The sequence below is a fragment of the Suilimivivens aceti genome, from assembly GCF_025567405.1.
In the GTDB taxonomy this organism is placed as follows: domain Bacteria; phylum Bacillota; class Clostridia; order Lachnospirales; family Lachnospiraceae; genus Suilimivivens; species Suilimivivens aceti.
Window position 1 is genome coordinate 293,338 of sequence record NZ_JAOQKJ010000003.1, and the last position, 7,500, is coordinate 300,837.

3 protein-coding genes, 6 tRNA genes, 1 rRNA gene and 1 pseudogene (1 of these 11 only partly in view) are annotated in these 7,500 nt (G+C 51.4%); 1 reads left to right on the forward strand and 10 read right to left on the reverse strand.

Going from position 1 to position 7,500, the window contains the following annotated elements:
• The first annotated feature begins 472 nt into the window (after nucleotides 1-472).
• Nucleotides 473-1,261: a CPBP family intramembrane glutamic endopeptidase gene (locus tag OCV77_RS04945; RefSeq protein WP_262573821.1), complete on the forward strand. Its 789-nt coding sequence runs from the start codon at nucleotides 473-475 to the stop codon at nucleotides 1,259-1,261.
• 738 nt (nucleotides 1,262-1,999) lie between these two features.
• Here the strand turns inward: OCV77_RS04945 and OCV77_RS04950 are convergent.
• From OCV77_RS04950 to OCV77_RS04995, 10 genes and pseudogenes are all read right to left on the reverse strand, one after another.
• Nucleotides 2,000-3,502 (reverse strand): DUF6788 family protein, encoded by a 1,503-nt coding sequence (locus OCV77_RS04950; protein WP_262573822.1) that lies wholly within the window; start codon nucleotides 3,500-3,502, stop codon nucleotides 2,000-2,002.
• 65 nt (nucleotides 3,503-3,567) lie between these two features.
• Nucleotides 3,568-3,696, reverse strand: a pseudogene (locus tag OCV77_RS16630) (DNA cytosine methyltransferase); the annotation flags it as partial.
• A gap of 118 nt (nucleotides 3,697-3,814) precedes the next feature.
• Nucleotides 3,815-4,261 (reverse strand): hypothetical protein, encoded by a 447-nt coding sequence (locus tag OCV77_RS04960; protein ID WP_262573824.1) that lies wholly within the window; start codon nucleotides 4,259-4,261, stop codon nucleotides 3,815-3,817.
• A gap of 320 nt (nucleotides 4,262-4,581) precedes the next feature.
• Nucleotides 4,582-4,665 (reverse strand) — tRNA-Leu (locus tag OCV77_RS04965).
• Nucleotides 4,666-4,688: 23 nt separating this feature from the next.
• A tRNA-Val gene (locus OCV77_RS04970) sits at nucleotides 4,689-4,761 on the reverse strand.
• Nucleotides 4,762-4,795: 34 nt separating this feature from the next.
• Nucleotides 4,796-4,869 (reverse strand) — tRNA-Asp (locus OCV77_RS04975).
• A 34-nt stretch (nucleotides 4,870-4,903) separates the two neighbouring features.
• Nucleotides 4,904-4,977 (reverse strand) — tRNA-Ile (locus OCV77_RS04980).
• Between the two features lie 37 nt (nucleotides 4,978-5,014).
• Nucleotides 5,015-5,086: transfer RNA gene (locus OCV77_RS04985), tRNA-Glu, on the reverse strand.
• Between the two features lie 54 nt (nucleotides 5,087-5,140).
• A tRNA-Asn gene (locus OCV77_RS04990) sits at nucleotides 5,141-5,212 on the reverse strand.
• 63 nt (nucleotides 5,213-5,275) lie between these two features.
• Nucleotides 5,276-7,500: ribosomal RNA gene (locus tag OCV77_RS04995) — 23S ribosomal RNA — on the reverse strand (it continues 678 nt past the right edge of the window).

Here is a 7,500-nt window from a genome sequence, read left to right on the forward strand (position 1 = left end):
CTTTCTTCTCAAAGTGCCGGATGCGGACAGCCTTCTTCCTTCTACGCGTTAAAAAGCCCCCTTCGGGTGTATCGGCAAGTGCGGATGCACCGGGCCGCCACGGAGCGTTGGGCTTTTGCAGGCGGAAGAGACAGCTACGGTCTGTAGAGATTGGCAGGTCAGCGTCAGCTCGTACAATCTGATTTGATCATACCCACAGCCGCTTTGGCTGTGGGTATTTTCTGTTTGAACTCCGAAAGCTTTGCAGAACTCAAGGAGTCTAATGCCAAATTCAGTATGTCACCAACTATGAGGAAAACATCTTTTAGAGAAAGGTCAAAATTCAAATGGTTCGGCAGGGAAGATAAACGGTGTCCTTTTGCGATGCCGCTTCCAAAAGATTACAGCTTCGTCCCTTAACGAAGACTTTAAGTTAAATCTGTTATACTGTAGCAGTCCCCTCAAAAATACAGACAGGAGAAAAATTGACCATATGATGAAAAAAAGATATTTCGCTATCCCTATTCTTGCAATCGCACTGCATTTTTTGCTGTCCAATCTGTTGTATTTCCTTGTGGAAAGGCTCGTTTTGGATGTTTTTCATATCCCACCGCAGCAATTTATGAAATACTCATATTGGGGCGAGATTTTGATCTACTCTGTTCTTATCCTCGTGTTCTTCATGCTCTATAAACTGCTTTGGAGGAAAGAGGTAAGCGAACTGCACACAATGACAAATTTTAAAGACGTGCTCGGCAGTCTGGTCGTGGGATTTGGCATTTGCGGAATCTCCGGTCTTTGGATCATGCTGGCAGAACAGTTTCCCTCGCTTCAAAAAAGCGTTGAGGCAATGAATGCCGGTGCTGAAAATATTGCCGGTGGAAATGCATTTGGAACATTTATGATCGCGGTGATTGCTGCACCTGTTGTAGAAGAAATTCTATTCCGCGGCATTGTGCTTCGTTCCATGCGAAAATTCAGTCCCGCTTGGGCCTCGATTCTAATATCATCTGTACTCTTCGGTGTTTATCACCTGAATATCGTGCAGGCTATCTATGCCACCCTTATGGGCATTGCCGCGGGAATCCTTTACGAGAAGAAAAGGAACCTGCTGTTTCCTATCCTCGTGCATTTTGCAAACAACCTCATTACTATGCTGCAGGGCTTTGCACCATCCGAAGTGAATGAACTGATCAGCATTTTTATTCTGATCATGATCGCTCCGGCAGGGTATATCGTCTGCCGCTCACTCCGACAGGACAAAAGAGCAGATAGTATGTAAGGGGTTTATACAATGTATAAAGCATACAGCGGCACAGAGCAAACTCTCTGTGCCGCTGTTTTTTAATCTCCTTCGTAATAGAGCCGCATGGGAAAAGGAACCGGGCACAGTAAGCAGGTACACACGGCCGGTCCCAAAGCCCCCGGAGATATCCAATGACCGCAGGCCTTGTGTATGAGGAACACACCCCCTGTGGTCAACATGTCCAGGATGACTATCCATTATGACTGCAAAAAGCAGAAGCCACATCGGCAGATCAAAAACATCTTTGCAGATACTCGATCACGCGCTCTCTTGTCTGCTGTTATGGCAGTCTCCTATGCACTGTGCGGTTCATTATATCCTCACATATGTCCTCGGAACAGGGATCGCACACATATTCGCGAAGCTTTCCGCAGTAGAGCAGTGTGTGCGGCATTCTAAGGAACTGCATCGGCTGTATGATAGAGGAACGTAACTGTTCCGTGCCGTCAACCCGACTTTTTGTGAGAAGCTCTCCGACAAACTCTGAGCAGTAATAGCAGCTCTCCTGCTTCCAGACAATATGGAATGCGTGTTGTTCTTCTGTGACACTCACGCTCAAAACCATCACTTTGGTTTCGGAAAAACGCTTGAAGGTACCGGTACGGAGCGACTCTATCACGAAGCCGCCCGCAGCCAACAGGCAAGGGGATGAAAAGATCAGTCGCCCTGCGATTCGCAAAGCGGCTGATCCATTGCTCTTACGCTGTATTTGCATTACAGTTCCATTTTCGGTGCGTAATCCGCGGCAACTTCTTCTCGGACATCGTCCTCGGTGGTATCGAGCTGCCGTGGCGCCTGCGTCATCGCAAGCTCCTGCAGATGACCAATCCGGCGCCGCACGCTTTCCGTGATCGCATGGATACGTCCCTCATCGATATAGTCGGCAGCTTCCTCACAAGACAGTACGCCGGAGATCAGCTCGTCTACATCGGAGAGGCGATCAAAGTCGATCCAATCAAAATCGGTCACCAGCTTCAGCTGCTCGGCGTGGTGGTTTTTGAAGGGCTTGCAGACCACATCCTTTTCCGAGCGCATCTGACCGGGCATCTTATCATAGCCAAGGGAGGAGCCGCTGTCATAGATCGGAGCCATACCGAGCCATTCTAGCGTTTCCGCGTTTCGCAGTGCCCCAAAGTTATTGAAGTGGCGATCCTCGTTTGCAATAATATAGTCCAGCACCAGCATCCGGTCTAAAAACGGCGTAATGTTCCCGATGCCGAGCAGCTCGCAGCACTCCAATAGATGCCGGTATCGGGAGGTGCTGTTCTTCTGCTTTTTCGCCTGCAGCAGCCTCCACGCCGGGATCAACTCCGTATTCTCCGTAACAAAATCCTCACAGACCGAGTAGGGTGCATCCTTACTCCAGATGACTGTATACGATACATGAGGAATGCCGAGCCGCTCCATGATGCCGGAGGCGATTGCCTCGTTGAACGGCTGCTGACGGAACGGGTTGCTGCCGCCCTTGATCAGGCACCGCTTCCCATCGATGATCTTCCACCGCTTTTTCAGATTGCCGTCCGATGTACTGTCGGGGGAGCTGAAATTGAGCGTGTCCTTCTTCTTTCGTTCTCCGAACAGCACATCTCCAATGTCCTCCGAGAAATCATTTTGGAAAAAGTTGATGTCCTCCCACCGAAGCTCCGCGCCTTCCGGGCAGATCCAGTACTGATCCGATAGGCTCAGCCCGTAGCAGCGGACGAGCAGTATTTTGGTGTCTGCCACCCCCAACGATTCCAGTGCTTCCGGCACACCGCTACGGCTTGCCGGAATAGAGCGATCCCGCCACCAGTCGTTAAACGCCGCACGGTCGGCGATTTCGTTTCGCACAGGAATGCCGATAGGCAGATGCTCCGGTGCGTAGACACTGCCAATTTTTTGTATAAAGCCGGTCACATCGTCCAGCTCGAGCTCTGCCACGGGGGTTCGTTTATGCATAAAGGTGCATTTCATACCTGTCGCCTCATTTCGTCTGCTTTTCTGTGATTTCAATATGCGCAGCTGCGCCAGCAGTTCCTTGCGCTTTTCGATTTTATCTGCCAGCGGCGCGATCTCACTGTCGTGCAGATAGCGGCTCTGCTTGACGCCGTTTTCCGACCACTGGTGATAGTAATAGACCTTTCCGCCGATGGTTTTTTTGGAAAGATACCCCTTCGGCAGTCCGGCGATCTGCTCTGTCAGTTCCGTGATGCGCCTTAGCTGCTCCCTATTATCCATGTCTGTCACCTCATCTTTCAAGGATATTATACCCCGACTTAACCCCCTGTTGTCAACGCTGTGCTTCATAAAAGCGCGGCGGCGATCCGCGACATGATAAACTCCACGCAGGGTATCGCCACGCTGTTACCGAGGGCTTTGTAGCGGGCGGAGTCCGATGCGTTTGGGATGTCCGTCCAGCCGTCCGGGAATCCATCACGCTGCCGCCCTGGTCGTTGAGGCATAAAACAGACGGCATGGGATAGTCGCCACACCGTATTCCGGGTGGCTGGGGTTACTGAGAACTGCTTGACCGGCCTTTGCCATGTTGTATTACATTGTCTGCTCCTGCGAGGCTCGTTCCAATGCGTCCTCCTGCTGACGGACGCGCTCGTCCAGATCCGGCACACATATCTCAATCTGTTGCTGGACGCTGTGGATCAGCTCCACCTTCTTATCCGTAAGCTCAAAGAAGTCCTCATTCACAGAGTTGGTGCAGCATCGGTAAATCTCAGTCAGCTGCTCCGGGCTGAAAAGCTGCTCCTTTTGGATAAGCCCAGAGCGTGCGGTGAAATCCTGCTTGGCAGCATCGTAGTTCTCCATGAAGTAGTGCCCGTGTACCACGCCTGTGCGGTCATAGTCCCAATCCCATGTGACGAATTGAACGCCGTATTTGCTCGAAGCACCTGCCAGCACCGTGCCGCCAAAGTCAGCGAGGTTGCGGTAGTCGCCATCCAGCCCGCTGGCTTTGAGTTGCGGGGCGGCTTCCATCGCGGTCATATACTCCAGCGCCTTTTAGAAATTGAAAAAGGGCTCCGCTTTTTCGGCCCGTCAAAACCGACAAAACGACACCCAAATATTTGTGATTCTCTTTCTGCGATGATGCCGCTTTTTTGGAGAAAAAAGTCCTCTCTAAAAGGGCACTGGAGGTTGGAAACTGTCCAAGACATGAGATCCTCCAGTTCAAATCCGGTCAGTTGCTCCGAAACCTCCATAAAAATCTATGGTTCAAAAGAAGAAATCCGGGCTCGAAACAGCCCAGAAACGGTTGATGCGCCTGACTTTGCGCCAGACGCATCTATACCGGTAACTCTTTATACTGCTGGTGGCCGGACTTGAACCGGCACGGGATTGCTCCCGAGGGATTTTAAGTCCCTTGCGTCTGCCTATTCCGCCACACCAGCATAATCAATATAAAATTGATTCGTGGGACCTATAGGGCTCGAACCTATGACCCTCTGCTTGTAAGGCAGATGCTCTCCCAGCTGAGCTAAGATCCCATATTATAATTCACTGAGGAAAATCCTCTGTAAGCGACCCGGATGGGGTTCGAACCCACGACCTCCGCCGTGACAGGGCGGCGCTCTAACCAGCTGAGCCACCAGGCCATATCGCATTTAAAACCTGTTATATAAAATAAAATGGACCTTCGGGGACTCGAACCCAGGACCGACCGGTTATGAGCCGGTTGCTCTAACCAACTGAGCTAAAGGTCCGTATACCCTTACGGGTCTACAATAAAAACTATCTGAATGACTCCAACGGGAATCGAACCCGTGTTACCGCCGTGAAAGGGCGATGTCTTAACCGCTTGACCATGGAGCCTTCTTTTCCTTTTTTAAACAGCTCCGCTGTTTCCTTAAGGCTTCACACCTTAAACTCCCCGAGTAGGGCTCGAACCTACAACAACTCGGTTAACAGCCGAGTGCTCTACCATTGAGCTATCGAGGATTACTCTAAAAGGTTTTCATACCTTCAAAACCGAACATCAAATCTCATATCTTTCCGCAATTCCTGGATAAGCCCTCGACCGATTAGTACTTATCAGCTGAATGCATTACTGCACTTACACCTTAAGCCTATCTACCTCATACTCTCTAAGGGGTCTTACTGACTTCTGTCATGGGATATCTCATCTTGAGGGGGGCTTCACGCTTAGATGCCTTCAGCGTTTATCCCTGCCGGACTTGGCTACCCTGCCATGGCTCTGGCAAGCCAACAGGTACACCAGCGGTCCGTCCATCCCGGTCCTCTCGTACTAAGGACAGCTCCTCTTAAATATCCTCCGCCTGCGCCGGATAGGGACCGAACTGTCTCACGACGTTCTGAACCCAGCTCGCGTACCGCTTTAATGGGCGAACAGCCCAACCCTTGGGACCTGCTACAGCCCCAGGATGCGATGAGCCGACATCGAGGTGCCAAACCACTCCGTCGATGTGAACTCTTGGGAGTGATCAGCCTGTTATCCCCAGGGTAGCTTTTATCCGTTGAGCGATGGCATTCCCACTTAATACCACCGGATCACTAAGTCCTAGTTTCCTACCTGCTCCACCCGTCGGTGTCGCAGTCAAGCTCCCTTCTGCCTTTGCACTCTTCGAATGGTTTCCAACCATTCTGAGGGAACCTTTGAGCGCCTCCGATACCCTTTCGGAGGCGACCGCCCCAGTCAAACTCCCCGCCAGACATTGTCCCCCGCCAGGTTTCACTGGCGCAGGTTAGAAATCCAATACTCAAAGGGTGGTATCCCAACAGCGGCTCCGCAGCAACTGGCGTCACTGCTTCTTAGCCTCCCACCTATCCTGTACATTCAGCATCGAATCCCAGTATCAAGCTGGAGTAAAGCTCCATGGGGTCTTTCCGTCCTGGCGCAGGTAACCAGCATCTTCACTGGTACTTCAATTTCACCGGGTGCATTGTCGAGACAGCGCTCAAATCATTACGCCTTTCGTGCGGGTCGGAACTTACCCGACAAGGAATTTCGCTACCTTAGGACCGTTATAGTTACGGCCGCCGTTTACTGGGGCTTGAATTCGGAGCTTCGTTTCCTGACTCCTCCTCTTAACCTTCCAGCACCGGGCAGGCGTCAGCCCATATACCTCACCTTTCGGTTTTGCATAGACCTGTGTTTTTGCTAAACAGTTGCTTGAGCCTATTCTCTGCGGCCTGCTCTCGCAGGCACCCCTTCTCCCGAAGTTACGGGGTCATTTTGCCGAGTTCCTTAACAATGCTTCTCCCGCCGGCCTTAGGATTCTCTCCTCATCCACCTGTGTCGGTTTACGGTACGGGTACGCAGCAAACAATAGCGGCTTTTCTTGGCACATGTCCCATCCTCTTCCCTACTTTAGTTCGGTCCCCGTCACATGTTTGGATTGCCATGCGGTTTTTCCTTCATGACTCCTCCCATGCTTGGGCCGGGCTCTCCTTTCCCGGCTCGGATTTCACACATGCGTCCCCACAGTTCTGTTACTACGCAGTACAGGAATCTCCACCTGTTGTCCATCGGCTACGCATCTCTGCCTCGCCTTAGGCCCCGACTTACCCGGGGCAGATCAGCTTTACCCCGGAATCCTTGGATATTCGGCCTGGAGGATTCCCACCTCCATCTCGCTACTCATTCCGGCATTCTCTCTTCTTAATGCTCCACTGCTCCTTCCGGTACAGCTTCGCCGCATTAACAATGCTCCTCTACCAATCATCTTACGACGATTCCTGAGCTTCGGTGTCGTGTTTCAGCCCCGGACATTTTCGGCGCAGGACCTCTCGACTAGTGAGCTATTACGCACTCTTTGAATGTGTGGCTGCTTCTGAGCCAACATCCTAGTTGTCTTTGAAATCCCACATCCTTTTCCACTTAACACGCACTTTGGGACCTTAGCTGCAGGTCTGGGCTCTTTCCCTTTTGACTGCCCAACTTATCTCGTGCAGTCTGACTCCCGTACATCACCTTACTGGCATTCGGAGTTTGATATTCTTCGGTAGACTTTGACGCCCCCTAGGAAATTCAGTGCTCTACCTCCAAAAGGTTAATACGAGGCTAGCCCTAAAGCTATTTCGAGGAGAACCAGCTATCTCCGGGTTCGATTGGAATTTCTCCCCTATCCACACCTCATCCCCACCCTTTTCAACGGATGTGGGTACGGCCCTCCATTGTCTTTTACGACAACTTCAGCCTGGACATGGATAGATCACCCGGTTTCGGGTCTACCGTATCTGACTTTGTCGTGCTCTTAACACTCGCT

Bases quoted from the DNA above. Each gene is read 5' to 3' on its own strand.
- OCV77_RS04945 (WP_262573821.1), top strand. From the start codon at position 473: ATGATGAAAAAAAGATATTTCGCTATCCCTATTCTTGCAATCGCACTG.
- OCV77_RS04950 (WP_262573822.1), bottom strand. From the start codon at position 3,502: ATGGATAATAGGGAGCAGCTAAGGCGCATCACGGAACTGACAGAGCAG.
- OCV77_RS04960 (WP_262573824.1), bottom strand. From the start codon at position 4,261: ATGACCGCGATGGAAGCCGCCCCGCAACTCAAAGCCAGCGGGCTGGAT.